The organism is Oceanospirillum beijerinckii DSM 7166 (assembly GCF_000422425.1).
Taxonomy (GTDB): Bacteria; Pseudomonadota; Gammaproteobacteria; order Pseudomonadales; family Halomonadaceae; genus Oceanospirillum; species Oceanospirillum beijerinckii.
Map to the genome: position 1 here is coordinate 1 of NZ_AULT01000036.1, position 18,165 is coordinate 18,165.

At 47.7% G+C, this 18,165-nt stretch carries 12 protein-coding genes; 7 read left to right on the plus strand and 5 right to left on the minus strand.

Annotated elements, in window-relative coordinates; genetic code table 11:
- The 4 genes from H579_RS0111790 to rpsU form a co-directional block, all read right to left on the minus strand.
- On the minus strand, window positions 1-251 hold a 251-nt coding region (locus H579_RS0111790), incomplete at its 3' end, for a helix-turn-helix domain-containing protein (RefSeq protein WP_028300847.1).
- A 253-nt stretch (window positions 252-504) separates the two neighbouring features.
- Complete coding sequence (gene rpoD, locus H579_RS0111795) at window positions 505-2,331, minus strand: RNA polymerase sigma factor RpoD (protein ID WP_028300848.1); 1,827 nt, start codon at window positions 2,329-2,331, stop codon at window positions 505-507.
- 118 nt (window positions 2,332-2,449) lie between these two features.
- The gene (gene dnaG / locus H579_RS0111800; RefSeq protein WP_028300849.1) at window positions 2,450-4,435 is read right to left on the minus strand and encodes a DNA primase; all 1,986 of its coding nucleotides are present in this window, start codon (window positions 4,433-4,435) and stop codon (window positions 2,450-2,452) included.
- A 142-nt stretch (window positions 4,436-4,577) separates the two neighbouring features.
- A complete protein-coding gene (gene rpsU / locus H579_RS0111810; RefSeq protein WP_028300850.1) occupies window positions 4,578-4,793 on the minus strand; it encodes a 30S ribosomal protein S21 in 216 nt (71 codons plus the stop codon).
- Window positions 4,794-4,999: 206 nt separating this feature from the next.
- Here rpsU and tsaD point away from each other — a divergent pair, with 206 nt between their 5' ends.
- The 3 genes from tsaD (at window position 5,000) to folK (ending at window position 7,000) form a co-directional block, all read left to right on the plus strand.
- Entirely contained in the window at window positions 5,000-6,043 is a 1,044-nt protein-coding gene (gene tsaD / locus H579_RS0111815) for a tRNA (adenosine(37)-N6)-threonylcarbamoyltransferase complex transferase subunit TsaD (RefSeq protein ID WP_028300851.1), read from the plus strand.
- Between the two features lie 79 nt (window positions 6,044-6,122).
- On the plus strand, window positions 6,123-6,476 hold the full coding sequence (gene folB / locus H579_RS0111820) for a dihydroneopterin aldolase (RefSeq protein ID WP_028300852.1): 354 nt from the start codon (window positions 6,123-6,125) through the stop codon (window positions 6,474-6,476).
- A gap of 2 nt (window positions 6,477-6,478) precedes the next feature.
- Window positions 6,479-7,000, plus strand: a complete 522-nt coding sequence (gene folK, locus H579_RS0111825) for a 2-amino-4-hydroxy-6-hydroxymethyldihydropteridine diphosphokinase (protein ID WP_028300853.1) — start codon at window positions 6,479-6,481, stop codon at window positions 6,998-7,000.
- 152 nt (window positions 7,001-7,152) lie between these two features.
- Here folK and H579_RS0111830 read toward each other — a convergent pair whose 3' ends face one another.
- Window positions 7,153-8,340, minus strand: coding sequence for a tRNA nucleotidyltransferase/poly(A) polymerase-related protein (locus H579_RS0111830; protein WP_028300854.1), 1,188 nt, complete (start codon window positions 8,338-8,340; stop codon window positions 7,153-7,155).
- A gap of 590 nt (window positions 8,341-8,930) precedes the next feature.
- Between H579_RS0111830 and H579_RS27890 the strand changes: the two genes are divergently transcribed.
- The 4 genes from H579_RS27890 to H579_RS28580 all read left to right on the plus strand — a co-directional run bounded on the left by H579_RS27890 (window position 8,931) and on the right by H579_RS28580 (window position 18,060).
- Complete coding sequence (locus H579_RS27890) at window positions 8,931-9,521, plus strand: LPP20 family lipoprotein (protein ID WP_051227560.1); 591 nt, start codon at window positions 8,931-8,933, stop codon at window positions 9,519-9,521.
- 30 nt (window positions 9,522-9,551) lie between these two features.
- The gene (locus H579_RS0111845) at window positions 9,552-10,781 is read left to right on the plus strand and encodes a flagellar assembly protein T N-terminal domain-containing protein (RefSeq protein ID WP_028300856.1); all 1,230 of its coding nucleotides are present in this window, start codon (window positions 9,552-9,554) and stop codon (window positions 10,779-10,781) included.
- Window positions 10,782-11,299: 518 nt separating this feature from the next.
- Window positions 11,300-12,640: a tetratricopeptide repeat protein gene (locus H579_RS27895; RefSeq protein ID WP_051227561.1), complete on the plus strand. Its 1,341-nt coding sequence runs from the start codon at window positions 11,300-11,302 to the stop codon at window positions 12,638-12,640.
- Window positions 12,641-12,642: 2 nt separating this feature from the next.
- Window positions 12,643-18,060, plus strand: a complete 5,418-nt coding sequence (locus tag H579_RS28580) for a FecR family protein (RefSeq protein ID WP_084624083.1) — start codon at window positions 12,643-12,645, stop codon at window positions 18,058-18,060.
- Window positions 18,061-18,165: the final 105 nt, after the last annotated feature.

Sequence of the window (18,165 nt, forward strand, 5' to 3'; positions counted from 1 at the left end):
TTACGCTCAAGTGCTTGTGCCAAGCCCTCTGTCACGCAGCGTTCCCGGATTTGCTCAATAGTACGCCGGCTATATCTCACTCTTTCGGCAGCGTCACGATCAGTAAGAGAAGGGCCATGCTCACCTTCGTCAACCAGCAGTAAGACTTCTGCATGACGTCGACGATAAGCCGCTACACGGCCTCGTGTAACCAGATCAATTAAGTGATTACGTTCTTCTTCAGTCAACTTCACTACATAACGCTTTTTCATTCAGATTGCCCTCAACTGGTCAGGTGACTTCCACCTTTTGAGAACAAGTCTAGCACTCTATGTTTTCATGATGACTGACTACTAGCAGTCTCTAATGACGCGGCAAATACCCTTCCCAATATAGATCTACTTTCTACTTAGCCCCTTGCGATACGGCATAGCTTTTTTGACACCCTGAATTGTTGCAGTATGAAAAAATAAACCCCGGTGACAACACCAGGGTTTACCAATCAAACTAAGCGAGCCTTCTGACTTACTCGTCAATAAAACTTCTTAAATGCTCAGATCGGGTCGGATGACGCAGCTTACGCAGCGCCTTAGCTTCAATCTGACGAATACGCTCACGTGTTACATCAAACTGCTTGCCAACCTCTTCCAGAGTGTGATCGGTATTCATATCAATACCGAAGCGCATACGCAGTACTTTTGCCTCACGACCTGTCAAGCCTCCCAATACAGAGCGGGTTGCTTCAACCAAACCTTCACCAGTCGCAGAGTCCACCGGAGATTCCATAGCAGTATCTTCAATAAAGTCACCCAGATGGGAATCTTCATCGTCACCAATCGGTGTTTCCATAGAGATCGGCTCTTTAGCGATCTTCAATACTTTACGGACTTTATCTTCCGGCATCTCCATACGCTCACCCAGCTCTTCCGGAGTCGGCTCGCGGCCCATCTCCTGGAGCATCTGACGAGACACACGGTTCAGCTTGTTGATCGTTTCGATCATATGCACCGGAATACGGATCGTACGGGCCTGATCCGCAATAGAACGGGTAATCGCCTGACGAATCCACCAGGTAGCATAGGTGGAGAACTTGTAACCACGACGGTATTCAAATTTATCAACCGCTTTCATCAAACCGATATTACCTTCCTGGATCAGATCCAGGAATTGTAAACCACGGTTGGTGTATTTCTTAGCGATAGAAATCACCAGACGCAGGTTGGCCTCAACCATCTCTTTTTTCGCACGACGAGCTTTGGCCTCACCAATAGACATGCGGCGATTGACTTCTTTAATCTCACTCAGAGACAGCTTTAACTCTTGTTCAGTATTAGCAATCTTACGCTGAGCACGCACAATATCAGTACGCATCAAACGCAGCTTACTCGCATATACGGGCTCATCTGCCAGTATACGATCCAGCCACTCCAGATCTGTTTCGTTACCAGGGAAGCTGGAGATAAACTCTTTACGGCTCATCTTAGCTTTACGCACACACATTTGCATGATGCGCCGCTCCTGGAAGCGAATGCCGTCCATACCATCACGTACGCGCGCCACCATCATATCGAAATATTTAGGTGTCAGCTTAATTGGCGAGAAATGTTCAGCCAGCTCAGCCTGAGCTTTACGATACTCAGCACTGTCTAAACCGGACTTTTCGCCAGCTGTACGCACTGCATCATTCAACTCTCTCAGACGAGTAAAACGGATGCGGGCTTCTTCAGGGTCAGGACCGCCGTCACCACCCTCTTCATCGTCGTCCTCATCATCTTCATCGTCATCCAGATCTTCCGGGGCGATTTCAGCTTCTGCAGGAATCGCAGAGTCATCATCAGGGTCGATATAACCGATCAGAAGATCACTCAAACGCCCTTCTTCGGTCTGAGTTTCATCATACACAGCCAAGACCTGATCCACCTGACCAGGCAGATAAGCCAAGGAGTGCATAACCTGACGCAAACCTTCTTCGATGCGCTTGGCAATAACAATCTCACCCTCACGGGTCAGAAGTTCAACCGTACCCATCTCACGCATATACATGCGTACTGGATCAGTGGTTCGACCTACATCAGACTCCACTGCAGCCAATGCGGCTACGGCTTCTTCTGTAACTTCTTCATCGCCGGAAGAGTCACCGTCGGTCATCAAAAGAGTTTCGGCATCGGGCGCTTCTTCAGAAACTGAAATCCCCATGTCGTTGATCATACGGATAATATCTTCAACCTGATCGGGATCAGAAATATCTTCCGGGAGGTGATCATTTACTTCTGCGTAAGTGAGGTAGCCCTGCTCTTTACCGCGGGCAATCAGTTCCTTCAAGCGCGACTGTTGCTGCTCATTTCCAGCCATAGATACCCTATCTCAAAAATAGTGCATAGAACGAGGTGAGAAAAATGCTAAGCGTTAAATTATAGCATTAAAAAGCCCTTGACTTCCACCCGCGTACTCATATAAGTCATTAATCTGGCTATTGCTTTTGCCCAATCGCCCCTGCCGGTGCGTGTTGGGCCTGAATCAGCATAACCAGTTCTTGTTTTTCGGCCTGGGTCAGAGCCTGACCGGAACGGCTCTTATTTGTCAGCTCATCAAACCGACGACTGCGCTGCTGCTCAGCCCTTTTATGCTCCAATGAATGAAGCCATGCCTGAAATTCGGATATCAGCATCTCAGCTGGTATTAATATATCCTCTACTGAAACCCGTCCCAGTAATTCTCCCTCGGGAGTGCCATACCAGTGGGCCAGGATACTCTGAGTGGTGGCTTTTGGTTCAGAATTCAAGTACTCGACCAATTTTTTCATCAATTGCCCTGCCTGATGAGACAAGTTTTCGTCGCTTAACTGCTGCAACTGCTGCTTCTGCTCATCAGTCAGCGCACCCCATATTGCAGGTTGATGCACCAACCAGGTCAGCAGGCGTTTAGCATAAGACAGGGAAAAACTCTCAACGGCATTTAATTGCGCATAATCGCTGTATTCACCACTATCACCATACTCGCTTCCGCTCTCATCGCCATGGCCCATATAGCTATCATAGACATCATAATCATCATAGCTCCCAGCCCTTGATTCTACAGCACTCGAAGACAGGGCAGACTCATAACGACCAGATTGCGCCCCTGCAGATGAAGACCTTGGCGTAGGCGCGTCAGCCACTTCCAATAATAGCGGGGATAAATGCTCTTCGCTGACACCAATCAAACCGGCCAGCTTCTGTACCAACAGCGTTTGCAACAGCCCTTTGGGGATACGTTGCAGCAGAGGAATCGCCCGTTGTTTCAGCTGCGCTTTGGCTTCTGGCTGATCCATCTGCAGGCCTTGCTGCAACTGCCAGAACAGATACTCCGACAAAGGAGCGGCACGCACCACACGCTGCTCGAACAAGTTTTTACCGACCTTACCCACCAGAGAATCAGGATCTTCACCCTCAGGCAAAAACAGAAAACGCGCCTGACGACCATCAATCATAAAGGGCAACACATTATCCAATGCCCTTTCTGCCGCCTTTAAGCCTGCCGCATCGCCGTCAAAGCAGAACACCACCTCAGGCACCAGCTTAAACAGACGCTCCATATGATCTGCGGTGGCCGATGTACCCAATGTCGCTACGGCATAGTTAATACCCGCCTGAGACAAAGCGACCACATCCATATAGCCCTCCACCACCATCAATCGCTCCAGCGATCCCGATGCAGTGCGGGCCTCATACAGACCGTAAAGCTCTTTCCCCTTCTGGAAGACCTGGGTTTCCGGTGAATTCAGATACTTGGGCTTTTCATCCCCCAATACCCGTCCACCAAAGGCGATCACCTTGCCACGCCAATCTTTGATCGGAAACATGATGCGATGACGGAAGCGATCATAGGTGCGACCGGTTTCTTCTTTATGCACCAGCAGACCAAAGTTCACCTGCTCTTTTTCGCTGATCGTTTTTTCCAGCAGATGATTTTTCAGGTTATCCCACCCTTCGGGGGCATAACCGATACCAAACTTGTTAATAATATCAGGATTCAGTCCACGCTTATTCAGGTAAGCCTGAGCCACTGCTTGCTGCGGATGTGAGTGCAGCTGATCCTGATAGAATTTCGCCGAAAGCTCCATTACTTCCTGGCTTTTCTGAGCGACCTTACGTTGCTTAGACTGAAACTCGCTCTCTTCCCTGGGAACATCCAAGCCTTGCTGTCTCGCCAGATCTTCGATCGCCTCCACATAGGTCATGTGGTCGTGCTCCATCAGAAAACCAACGGCATTACCATGGGCACCGCAACCAAAACAGTGATAAAACTGCTTTTCCTGACTAACCGTGAAGGAAGGTGTTTTTTCGTTATGAAACGGACAGAGACCATGCCAATTGCGGCCACTTTTCTTCAGTTTTACCACTGAAGAGACCACATCCACCACATCGGTTCGGGCAAGCAGATCATCAATAAAATATTGGGGGATTCGTCCAGCCATTACACCAGATCCAGACAAAAGCACCAGAAATGAAAAACGGCTGCCAGAAGGCAGCCGTTTTAACCCCTATAAAGACAACCGTTGAGGTTGACTCGCCTCTTGTAGACTCAAGCCTGACAAGAGAGCACCTACAAGAGGTTGCTTAGTACAGACGCTCGAAGCGTTTCTGCTCGCGTTGTACCTTTTTAGCGTGACGCTTAACAGCTGCAGCTGCTTTACGCTTACGAACCCAAGTAGGTTTCTTGTAGAATTCACGACGACGTACTTCGGCTAAGATACCAGCTTTTTCACAAGAACGCTTAAAACGACGTAGAGCAACGTCAAACGGCTCGTTGTCTTTAACTTTAACAGCAGGCATGAAAGACTCACCACCTTAAATAAATTAGGATTAAAAAAATTGAGGCTACCTCTATAAATATAGGTAGCAGCCTTAGGGGACGCATGATTCTATAGGCTTTACCCATCACATGCAAACCAGATCCCCCGGTTTTCGTCGACTTTTAGTGTCATTTTTCGACCATATAGGTAAAATCGCCCCAATCCTTCAAGTAGTTAGTGAATCCCATGCGTGTACTCGGAATTGAAACCTCCTGTGATGAAACCGGCCTGGCCATATATGACTCTGAGCAGGGCCTGTTAGCCCACGCCCTCTACAGTCAGATCGATATGCATATTCCCTATGGTGGCGTTGTGCCTGAACTGGCCTCCCGTGACCATGTACGCAAACTATTACCCCTGACCAAAGAAGTGATGACCAAGGCCAACTGCCAGGCCGAGGATATCGACGCTATCGCCTATACTGCAGGCCCTGGCCTGATTGGCGCGTTGATGGTGGGTGCATCTACCGCACAAGCCTTGTCTCTGGCCTGGGATAAACCCTGCCTGGGTGTACATCATATGGAAGGCCACTTATTGGCCCCTATGCTGGAAGAAACCCCACCAGAATTTCCGTTTGTTGCGCTGCTAGTGTCCGGTGGTCATACCCAATTGATCGAAGTACAAGGTATTGGCCAATATCAGATGTTGGGTGAAAGTATCGACGATGCGGCTGGTGAAGCGTTTGATAAATCCGCCAAGATGATGGATCTGCCTTATCCTGGTGGTCCTCATATCGCCCGTATCGCAGCACAAGGTACCCCTGACAAGTACACCTTTCCGCGTCCCATGACCAATCGCCCCGGCCTGGATTTCAGTTTCAGTGGTTTAAAAACCTTTACTTTAAATACCATCGAAGCAGAAAAAGGAGCCAATGATGGCGTTCTGACTGAGCAAGCCCGTGCGGATATAGCCCTGGCATTTCAGGAAGCTGTTGTCGATACTCTGGTGATCAAATGTAAACGCGCACTGAAACAAACCGGGCAAAAACGCCTGGTTATCGCTGGAGGCGTCAGCGCAAACCAGTATTTGCGACAACAACTGGAAAACACCCTTAAAGGTATGGGCGGTAGTGTGTATTATCCCCGCAATGAGTTCTGTACCGATAACGGTGCCATGATCGCCTACGCGGGTTGCCAGCGTTTGAGCGCAGGGCAGTTCAGCGACAAACAGATCAAGGTGCAACCACGTTGGCCATTGACGGATCTGCCGCCGGTAACCGACACAGAGTAAGGCACTCTTGCATTAATCACTGGTACAGATACCAAGCGATAACCACAAGCATATAAAATTAAGTAACAGGGTGACTCTATTGGACCGCGTATTTATCGAAGGTTTAAAGGTTGATGCCGTAATCGGTGTGTATGACTGGGAACGGGAAATTACTCAGCCTCTGGTTTTTGATATCGAGATGGCGACAGATATTAAACCCGCCGCCGCCAGCGATGATCTGAGCCTGACCCTGGACTATTTTGCTATCAGCCAGAAAGTCACCGAGTTTGTGCAGCAGTCATCCTATGAGCTGATCGAAACACTGGCTGAGGCCATCGCTCAACTGATTATGCAAGACTTTGGTGTCAGCTGGCTGAAAATCAAAGTCAGTAAACCTGGCGCCGTACCCAATGCCGGTAACGTTGCCGTACAGATCGAACGGGGAACTCTATAACCATGGCCCGCATCTACCTCAGCCTGGGCAGTAATATCCAGGCCGAAAAACATATTCTTCAGGGCCTGGATGCCTTAGCCGATGAATTTGGCACGCTGGAACTCTCTGCTGCCGTGGAAAGCGAGCCAGTGGGCTTTATTGGTGATAACTTTATCAACCTAATGGCGATCATTCATAGCGACCTGCCGTTAAAACAGCTAAGCCAACAACTGCGCCAGATCGAATATGATCATGGTCGGGAAGAAAACGCCCCTAAATACAGCGGCCGCACCCTGGATATTGATATTGTCATGGTGGACCAGCTGACCGGTGAGCACGATGGCATCAGCCTGCCGCGCAAAGACCTGTTCCGCCATGGCTATATGCTTTACCCCATGGCATTGATGGAACCGGATATGATACCACCAAGCCAGGATCTCACCTGCAAACAGCTGTGGCGGAGCTTCCCGCATACGGAACAAAAGCTGTGGTTACGGCCATTAACCTGGCAAGGCACAGATATCAGCCAACCCTATATGGACTGACTCTCTCTTCTTTCTGAAGCCAAAATGGTAGGAGCTAACCTCTTTCATCGATTACCTCAATTACTGCCACAAAAAACGACACCGGTAATCACAGACAGAATAGCTCCCGCCCTTCACACTGCACCAATCTCGCTAGGCTCACTCGTCCAGCCTTAAACCTCAGGCTTTCCAGCGCCAATCAACCAATGCTGTACTTTCTGCAAACGCCCTTCCTTCATCGCTTTACCTAACTCAGGACCTTTAAAACCCTGCTCAATATAATCCTGAGCCTTTACCTCAGACACCTGCTCTGCCAACTGCTGCCACCACTCTCTTAAATCGCTTTTAGAGTCAGGCAATAACTGCAGTAACTCAGCAAATAAACCGCCCTGTTTTAGTACTCCGCTTTTCTCCAGCAACTGTAGACAAGACTCCGCTTCCTGCGGTTGTTGCAACACACCAAAATAACCTTGTACTAGCAAGGCAAAATCCAGATGACGTTTTGGACAGCGCAGGCGCTCGCACAGCGCTCTAATCTCTGCCGCTGACAAATCATGTAACAGATATCCCCAGCGCAGCAGAGCGATATTCTGAGCTGCTTCGCCCAGATCGATCTTCTCCTGAACACACTCTTTCCTACCATCGCCCTGCTTACCGCCCTCACTCTGAGAAGCCCCGTTAGAAGACAGGTGATCCGGCAGTTCAAAATCACTCTTCGATAACTCAAGCCACCAGGTATTTAATGCTTGGACTTTCCGTAGCAGTAAAAAGTATTGTTCCGCATCGGGCTCTGCCAGCGCTCGCTCGGTTTCTTTCCATACTCGCTCAGCCGATAGATGCGCCAACTCACCTTTTTCAGCCAACTGAGTCATCAGAGCTAAAGTCTCTTGTGCAACGCTAAAACCCAGGTGATGAAAACGCGCCAAAAAACGTGCGCCACGCAATACTCGCAAAGGGTCTTCCGCAAACGCAGGCGAGACATGCCGAAATATTTTATTCTCAAGATCCTGCTGACCACCATAGGGATCCACCAGCTCCCCCTGATCACTTAACGCCATGGCATTGATGGTAAAATCACGGCGCAGAAGATCCTGCTCCAGCGTCACATCCGGACTGGTATGACAAATAAACCCCTGATAACCATGCCCCTGCTTACGCTCTGTACGTGCCAGGGCGTACTCCTCTTTCGCCTCCGGGTGCAAAAAAACAGGGAAGTCCTTCCCCACTTGAGTGAAACCTGCTGACAACATCTGCTCAGGTGTAGCCCCCACTATCACCCAATCATTATCGTGAGCCTTAAGACTTAATAATTGGTCGCGAACCGGCCCGCCCACTAAAAATACCTGCCCCGGATGTGCCATACTTAAGTTACCCTTATAATTTCTAAACTTTTTTTCGTAATCGCCGATAATATTCATTACATTTTTCGGCTCAAGTGTTAATACATAGCGAAACAACGGTTGTTGATATTCTCCATACCGGAAACCAGAGCACCCAGCATGTCTTACTCTGGAAACATTTGTTTCTCTACTTAGGATAAAACGTCAGGTCTGAGTTGATGCAAAACATACTTAAGGTTGCGGGCACCACATTTTTAATTGCAGGCTTAACCGCTTGTGCTTATCCCCAGGGATACCATCAGGCGCCGTATAATGCCGCACCGCCACCGGGTTATGTCAAACTGCCGCCGCAGCCGCAGCTTCAACCCAGAAGAGTAATTATACGAACGGAAACTCATCGGGTACTGACCCCACAGATTATCATGGAGCCCTGCTGCAGAATGCAGCCTGATGTAATTTATATTCGTAAACGTTAACAAATCACTAAACAAAAGTTTTTGCGTAAATAAGCCGTATTCTCTTGCAACAAACTGTAGAATATTGAAATATTTTTGTTTATTGATGCAATAAGCCGAAGCAAGTTTTCTGTGACGGACATCTGGAGAGATGAAATGAAATTAAAACTGGCCACTCTGACACTAACTAGTGCAGCACTGCTTGCTGGCTGTGGACCTATGAACCAAGCTTACATGCAACAGCAGGCGATGCCTCAGCAGCAGGTTGTTTATCAGCAGGTTGAACACACCTACACCCCTAAAGTTGAGCCCATTATTGTTCGTGTAACAGGCTATGGAGCCTATTTGGACAACCCTCGTATGTCCAAAGGCCAAAACCAGCTAATGGCGATGCGCGCTTCTAAGCTGGATGCCTATCGTGCTCTGGCTGAACGTGTATACGGCACCCGTGTAAGTGGTGGCTCTACCGTTGAAGCCATGGTGCTGCGCGATGACCGTTTCCGTACCTACGTGGATAGCGTTATCCGCGGAGCTAAAGTGATTTCCACTTACGAACTGTCTCATAAAAATTATGAGACTACTCTTGAACTGGTGCTGGAACCTACTTTCTACGACTGCATAACCTCTGTAGACGCGGTTCAGACTCCGAACTGTACTGCTCCAACCGTTCACGGCCAGTCCCCTGATACCCGCGCGGTTACTCGCCCTCTGGTGAAAACTCAGCCGGGGCAGTATTATCTGAACTAATAACTCTCAGATCATACAAGGAGTGGTCGGTTGTTCAGTCAAAAGATCCGTCACAATATTCTGAAGGGCCTGGGTTTAACCCTGGCTCTCAGTAGTTTCCAAGCCGAGGCCAAATGGCTTGAAGCAACCGGTCAGGCCTCTATTCAACATCAGGATCTGGTCAGTGCACGCCGAGCGGCCATTCGCGATGCGATTCAGCAAGTCAGCCTGCAAGCTGGAGCGGATGTCAGCAGCTTTCAACAGATGACCGATGGTGCCATCACCGCCGATAACCTCAGAGTCAGCTCCAATGGCTCTGTGCAGGATATTAATATCCTGAAGGAGGAGATCAAAGATGGCATCATGTACCTAACCATCAGTGCCGATGTCATTACCGAGAATAATACCTGCGGCACAGAGTCCAGCAATGACTACCTGCGTAGCGCTGCAATCAGCTCATTTTATCTTGCTGATCCCCAGTCCTCCACTTTCGGTGGCCTCTATAAGATCAGCCAAAAGCTACCTGCAGACTTAAGTCGCCGCCTTTCCAGTCAGCAACGCCTAAGAGTTTTAGATGCTTCGGAGTTTCAGGTTTATAATAGACCTGAAGCCATTCCAACCTCAGTCACGGAACAAGGTACCCTCACGACAGCGGTGAGTACTGCAGGAAAATTAGGTGTGCAGTATGTGGTCAGCGGTGTAATCCGCGATATATCCATGGTGCGCCCTGACTTGCTGCGGGAAAAATCGTACATCGACCAAATCCGCGACAAGATGGAGTATGAAGATAAACGTTTTGAACGCCGCTTCCAGATGGATATTTATGTCCACGACGGCTTTAGTGGCTCTATGGTCTATAGCCAACGTTATGATACTCAAGGAAATTGGAATATTCCTTTGAATGAAAAACCAGGCTTTGGTGCCATCTCTTTCTGGAACAGCGATTATGGCCAGAAAGTGAATAAAGTAATGGAGCAAGCAGCAGAAGACCTGCAGGCGTCTCTGGGTTGTCAGCCTTTTATGGCTAAAATTACCCGTACCGATGGCCGTAATATCTATATCAATTCAGGTGCAGATGCAGGGTTAAGACCTGGCGATACGCTGAATATCTATCGCCTAAGTACCTTCTACGATAATCAGCAAAACCCTTATACTGAGCTGGAAAATGTCAAACTAGTTCTTACATTAAAAAAGGTACAACCTTTCTTCGCTCGCGGTCAGGTTGCTACAGACCCTGATAAAATAGGCATTCAGCAAGGTGATGTAGTCATTGCCTGGTAAATCACTCTGAATATTGCTGCCCACTAAAAACCTGAGGGTTCTAATACTTTCAGGTTTTTATTTTTCTCACCCCTCTGCATCTTTTTTAGCTCCAGTCACTAAAACAGTCTGCCAGGCAAGCGATATCTATACAAGATACTCATATATACAAGACATTCGTATTTTCAGGTAAGTGAGTAGGAATATTGAAGAGTGTTTACTTCAATATGAGATAGCAACCTTTTTCTTGTTCACCCGCATCCAAACAGCAAAGCAGAAGTGCTATATAAAAGAAGAGTGAAAGATGTACCCACTAAAAGGCAGCGCCTACACGCACCTATTAGAGCATAAGAACTAAAAAACCTTCCGTTATAAGATCATTCAACTATACGAACATCAGATTTCTCTCTCATAAAAGGTAGCTTTTTCTATACTCAGTAGCTAGTCTGAGGGTTAGTTACGGCTCTCTACGACGCGTCTAGCCAAAACAGTCAGACAGCCTCGTTTGCCTTAAGTTTCTCACACAGGGTTATCAGTTTATGAGATGGCTAAACTTTAAAAAAGGTTTCACTATATTGCCAATTATGACGGCATTGACCTTTTCCTCTACACCTTACGCTCAAACAGATAAGGACAATTTAATCAATGAGTTAAAGGTACTGACTGAACAAGGAAAATCGGAAAATGCCTACAATATTGCAAGTGAACACTTAGAGGAGTTGGAAGGTACGCCTTTATTTGACTTCTACTATGGTTTAGCTGCCGTAGATTCTGGCCACCCCGGAGAAGGAACGATGGCCTTAGAACGAGTACTGATTCAATACCCAGAAAATGACAGGGTAAGGCTAGAGTACGCCCGGGGTATGTACTTGCTGGAAGACAATGAAGCCGCTAAGCAAGAGTTTAACACTGTTCTATTGAAAGAGCCTCCGGAAGCAGTTGCAATCAAAATTAAGCGCTACCTGGCACTAATAGAGAAAAGAGAGCAGCAGTATAAAGTCACGAAGAAAGTCTATGCTCAAATAACAGCTGGATATGACAGCAACTTAAATAGTGCACCAGAAGATCAACTCAACAGGGTAGAGCTCACAGACGAATCCCTGGGCAAAGGGGATTCTTATGTTCAGGCCAGTGCCGGTGCTACGATAACCAAACCTATGGACAAAACGTACACATTATTTGCCAAAGGAGACGTCAATCATAAGAGTTATCAAGATGAAGATAGCTTTAACAACAGCACGCTTAATATCGTAGGCGGATTGCGTTATAACCTGGAAAATAAAGACCGGGTTCAAGTCACCGCCCGAGGCCAACATTATCGTACTGATGGCAGCGCCTTCCGTAACATGTTCAGCCTTTCTGCAGACTATACTCACAGTTTCAGCAACACTCTTTCGGCCAGTGCTTATCTATCGGCCTCACGTTTTAGCTATCCTGATAGCAGTATTGCTTGGCGCGATTCTATTCAGGTCAGCACGGGTGCCAGCGTATATAAAGTATTACCCATTTGGAATAGCCCTATCCTTTTCTCTAACCTCTACTATGGTGAAGAAACTCCAGATGATGTTACTACAGTCAGTAAAGCTTCTGTTGAAAAGCAGTTCTTTGGTGGCAGCATCGGCCTACAGCTGCCTATTACCGAGAAAAATATTGCCACTGCAGCAGCCATCTATCAGGATACCGAATACCAAGGACGGGATTGGTTATATAACACTCGTCGCCATGATAAATACAAAGCCCTCAACCTGTCCTGGCGCTATCTGTTTAACGACCAGTTCAGCGTCAACTTAAACTCCTCTTTTATTGATAACAGCTCTTCGATTGAACTGTATGAGTATGACCGGGAGGTCGTGTCCATTGGCGTGAAATACGAGTATTAGTTATGGCTATTTCAGAATGTATAAAACTGCGCTTTTCTAAAATAGGTTTATCGGCCGTTGGCCTGTCCTCCACCATATTGGCCGCACCGGCCCTAATGACCTGGCCTGGCTGGGTCAAAGCTGACGATATCGCAGGCAAAGTTATTATCAGCACTGGCGGCAACAAAGTATTGCGGGCAGACGGCTCGGTCCTGGCACTTAAAGCTAAATCCCAGATCCTAAGTGGCGATACGATCAAAACAGGGAAACAGGGACGTATTCATATACGATTTTCTGACGGTAGTATTCTCTCACTAAAGTCTGATACTGAGTTTAGAGTCAATGACTATCAGTTCAAACAAACAGCAGAAAGTAACGGTAAAGCAAACTTTAGCCTGTTAAAAGGCGGCATGAGAAAAGTAACTGGCCTGATTGGTAAAAAACGCTTTTCCAACTATAAGGTTGAAACATCCGTTGCTACAATCGGCATTCGCGGAACAGTCTACAAAGCTGTTCTAGTATCCCCTTCGGATATAAACCCCTGGTCTTCTGATAACCTCATGGCAGGTCTATATCTGGGCGTTGACTCAGGTATTGTCAGCTTATTCAACGATACTGGAGAGTTATTGTTTGCCAGCGGTGAATTTGGTTTTGCCGCATCCCCGACCGATGTGATCCAAAAAACCATTCAGCCTTTCCCTATACTGCAAAGTGTTACCGCAGAGGAAGAGGATTCTGAGGAAAATAGCACAGCGTCTAATGAAGACGATCCAGATGACAATTCTTCCTCAGAAAATGAAAGCCCTGAAGAGCAAAAAGACGATAGCTCTGAAGATAGCTCATCTGAAAGCAACAATACCTCTGCTTCATCTAATACTCGCCGTACTGAAAGCACCAGCACCTCTTTATCTGATGGTGAACTTTCCGATACGAATGCCTCTGCCTCTGGTCAATCTGAAGATAGCTTAGGCTTGAGTAGTCAATTCTCAGACGCAAACTCCTCGCCCTCTAGCCAAACTGAAGATAGTTTAGGCATTGGTAGTGAGTTTTCTGATGCTAATGGCATTCTTTCCAATCAATCAGAAGAAAACCTAAACGATGAACAGATCCGTGTTGCCATCAATGAAAGCGGTATTCTGATTAACAATGTTAATGACGCATTACCTACCAGCGACGCAGATCAAGTTACGAAGCTTGATGTCGCACTAAACAGCTCTGCTCAGACAATTCTGGATAGAGAAGGTGAAGCGGCACTGGATACAACAAGTAATACAGCCCAGAACGGTAATCTAATAATAAATACCGGCGATGGAGACACCATCATTACTAAGCCAGAGCCAGAGCCAGAGCCAGAGCCAGAGCCAGAGCCAGAGCCAGAACCAGAACCAGAACCTGAGCCAGAACCTGAGCCAGAACCAGAGCCAGAGCCAGAGCCAGAGCCAGAGCCAGAGCCAGAGCCAGAGCCAGAACCTGAGCCAGAACCAGAGCCAGAACCAGAGCCAGAGCCAGAACCAGAGCCAGAGCCAGAGCCAGAACCTGAGCCAGAACCAGAACCAGAACCAGAACCAGAACCAGAGCCAGAACCTGAGCCAGAACCTGAGCCAGAACCTGAGCCAGAACCTGAGCCAACAGACCCCGTATCCGAGACAGTACCAGCAGTAACGGGGACATCTATTATTGTTAGCTACGTACCAAATAGCAGCGCTTCCACTTCGGCTTCAACACAAGGCTGGGTAACTGATGGCGAAGCGAATACTTTAACACTGGCCACAACACCAGGTGGTGTATCCAATACAGCCTTTTCTGGGGCCAGTTCAGATGGTTTCCAGTTTGACGCGCAGCAAGCAGCAGAAAACAATTTGATTCTGGACTCAGGCTCGCTGACAGAAACAGATAAACGGGTCTATTGGGGTAAGTGGACTTCGAACTGGACGGTTGATAACACTCAGAGCAGTAGCGTGGGAGCTTTGCATTATATCCATAGTCCCGATACAACCAGTACATCTAACCTGAGTAATAAGTCCAGCGCCGAAGGCCGCCAAGTACTGTACAAGTTAGACTCTACTGCAGGAACATCTCCTACGGATAACAGTGGTAATAGCATTGGTACCCTGGGTTCAGGCTTTATAGTGATTAACTTCTCGTCATCAGGTCAGGAGCAACTCAGCAATCTGGATCTTAAGATCAATAGAAGTACGGACTCAAGCGCCGATCTCGTTATTGGAAGAGGGACTTCGACGACGATCAACACCAGCCAACAACAGCATACTACTGGTTTAGACGCGACTGCTGATAGCTCGGGCTTAACAGGAAATATGACCTATTCCTTTATTGGCGACAATGCTGAGCGCATTGCAGGTGGTTACTCCCTTAATAGCTCAACCACGAACACGACATTAAACAATGCGGTAGGCACTGCAGTTTTTGATCAGGTCGATAATAGCAGCGTCAACTATCAGGTACTTTATTCCGATATCGGAAGTTCGGGTATCACCCTGCAGAATATTGCAACTAGTGCAGCCCAAGCCAGTGTAGCCGATAGCACAAGCTCTGCATTTGATCTGCTGAGTTATGACAACGGCGAGCAACATCATTTGTTTGTTGCAGAGCAAACGCCAAGCGTTCAACATACTTTATCCAACAGTGGCACTGGCACCAATAGTGACCGTATCAGCTGGGGACAATGGCAAGCTGGATCTTGGTTGTACTATGTTGATAGTGTTCGAATCTCTTCCGGTGGTGAGCTACCGATGTTCTTTACCTCTGCAGATCACCTGTTGAGTTTGAACAATCTACCCTCTTCCGGCCAGTTTACCTATGCCCCCGAAGATATGAATTCGACTCTACTGATCAACTCTGCAGATCAAGCCATGCAGGTTGCATTAAATGAGTTCACCGTTGATTTCGGCCAGGCAGAAATCACTAGCTTTGCGCTAAACTTCAACTCACCATCGCAAAGTTATGAGTTTGACCTGCTACAACCAACGGCACTTTCAGGACCTGGCAATCAGCTAGAAGTAACTCTGCAAGATGGCCAGAACAGCACATCAGGCACAGCAACACTCCAGTTCTCAGGTGATAACGGCCAACATGCACTCGGTAACTATCAGCTATCCGGTATAGATAGTGACGGTAGTATTTATGGCGTGGGAGGCTATACAGCCACCGAACAGGCTAGCATAGAACCCGGAACGGGTATCCTTCATGGCACTTTCCTATCCAGTAGCAATAGTACTAGTTGGAACACCTCTGCAGTGGCTATGACAGCAGACGGTGATTCTAACTTCACTGTTCAGCAGTTTACCAGCCTGGAAAGTACGGCACCTATTTCAGGTAATACAACGAACTCTGCGTGGAGTAACCAACCAGGCACCTTCGATGTTAATACTTCAACAGATTCCCTGACGAATGCAGGATCTATCAGTTCTGGTGGAGCAACAGTTAACTGGGGCTACTGGAGCAGTAATGATCTCAGCCTGACAGAGAGTGGCACAACGGTATCAACGAGAGGCCTGCATTATGCTTATAGCCCTGATGTCACCTCATTAAGTGCTATCTCAAAATCAGGAATGGTTCGCTATACTCTCGCGGGGGGAACATCTCCTGTTGATCAGGATGGTAACAGCGGGGTACTCAATGATGCTCAAATGCTGATTGACTATGGTAATCAACAGATCATCTCTTTAGATATGAATCTGACCCATAACAATGATACCTGGCTGGTTTATCAGGACGGTGATCCAATCTCCTTGGCAAGCGGTGATCTTCAAACACTGGATCTGAATGCTTATCAGAAAGACGCCTCTAGTAATACTATGACGGGGTTTGCAAACTTTAACTTTGCAGGCAGCGATGCTGAACTTGCTGCTGGTGGATATCAGCTATCAACATCCACTAATAGCCTTGCGTTGTCTGGGGCTTACGCCATGGAGCAGACCCCCCTACAAACTATATCAACCCCCTTCTTTATGCCGCTACCGATTAGCGTCAATGGCAGTAATCAGATTAACCTACTTAATCTTCAGGGGATGAGTGGCTATATTTCGTCCAGTAGTGAGTTCCAGCTACCAACCCACCTGGATTTGCAAGGTCGTTGCGGCAGCGCTACGGACTGCACCTTATTAACAGAAAGAAATGGCATTGAAGACGGTATTCTCGGACCTGTAAGCGCCAGTTCTATACAAAATCTGAGTTGGGGCATCTGGCTAACCAATAAGTGGACTGTAAGCTCCAGCTCAGATGTTGAGCCTATGCTGACCTTCCTGCCATTTATTACCAGTCCTAAAACCGCTAACTTTGGTACAGTGGCCAACTCACTCTCAGGAGCCAGCTACAACGCAAACTCCACTTCCACTATGACCTTAGCGGCAACCAATGGTGTAGTGAATAGTTCAGGTATGAGCAGTACCGTCAACCTCAACTTTACCAGCATGCAGATTACCAATGCTGATATTGCATTCTCTGTTGCTCAGTCCGGTACCAGTACTAGCTATGTATTCTCCACGCCGTCCCCGGTAGCTCTGGCAAGTAATAGCGATGTCGCTCAGTTCACCCTGGACCGTACTGATGGTGGTTCGGGTTCAGGTAGTATGCTCTTCTCACTAATAGATAGTGCAGAAAACAACACTTACCAGCACGCCATGTCAGGCTTCCATCTTCAGGATACAAGTACTAATTCAGACTTCTGGGGTACTGCAGCCTATAGTCAAACCGCCTCTACACCAGCGGTCAGTACAACAGATCCTGCAACTGTCTCAGTGGCTGTTCAAACCAGTGCTAACGGCGTCGGTACAGTGTTAGTGATTAACGGGGAAGATCCTGTCACAACCGGAGCAACAGGTCTGGAAGCTATCGTTGAAACCGATGGCAGCGTTGTAACCTCTTCTATAGGTTCCGATTCAACAGGCCTGAACGTAACCTGGGGTCGCTGGGCTTCCGCCAACACAAGCCTGCTTTCCAATGACCCTATTACTCTGGAGCAAGCTCACTTTATAAGCACAACCAATCAGACACCAAATAGTGATATCACTAGTCTGGCAGGGACCACTGCCGGCACGATCACTTACGGTCTGATTGGTGGTAGTGCTCCCACGGATCAGGATGGCAATGTTGGCCAATATAACTCAGCCAGTATGGGAGTGGATTTTGGTACACAGCAGATCACATCCACACAGATTGATATGACGATCGGTTCAGGCAATGTCGTGCTGCAAAATACAGGAGGTACGACAATTGAGAGTGTTCTGAATGGTGGTGCTATTTCTCTGCAATCGTCCTCTGGACTGACAGGTGAAGCTCGAGCTGTATTTGTCGGCTCTACAGTGCCGGTCAATAATATTAATGTACCAGAAGGTGTGATGAGTAGCTTTGGTGCCAGTAACAGTACTGGGACTCAGGCTGTATCTGGCGCTATTGTGCTGGGCAACCCGTCCGCACAATAAAATGGGGTAAGGCACCAGGGGAAGACCTGCCCTGGCGCCCTTTCAATCTACAAAGGCTACCTATAATGTCTTTTACAAATCGAAGGTAGCAAAGCATTATTAAAA